Below are 265 nucleotides of genomic sequence, written 5' to 3' on the forward strand. Positions count from 1 at the left end.
GGTCGACACAGCTCTGACAAGGCGTCGGAACAATGAGCGCCTCGTCACCGACGAGCCCCTGCACGACCCGCCAACCTACCTGCACACCACCCTTCGGTACGCTGCCTCCACCTTCAACCAGAACCGATACGTCGTCGAACGGCTCCGCACCACCTGGATAGTCCGACACCTCGAAGCCCAAACCCCGACCCAAGCCATCATGCGCGCCCTCGGAGTAAGCACCACCAAACCCATCGAACGGTGCCTCCCCTACGTCGAACCGCTC

1 protein-coding gene is annotated in these 265 nt (G+C 63.0%); it reads right to left on the bottom strand.

All coding sequences use genetic code 11. From position 1 onward, the window contains the following. Positions 1 to 265, bottom strand: a 265-nt coding sequence (locus tag AC1RPW_RS08500; protein ID WP_481769528.1) for a hypothetical protein, incomplete at both ends; no start/stop codon positions are given.

This window comes from Dellaglioa sp. CoH-55-MRSF-8 (genome assembly GCF_056782195.1).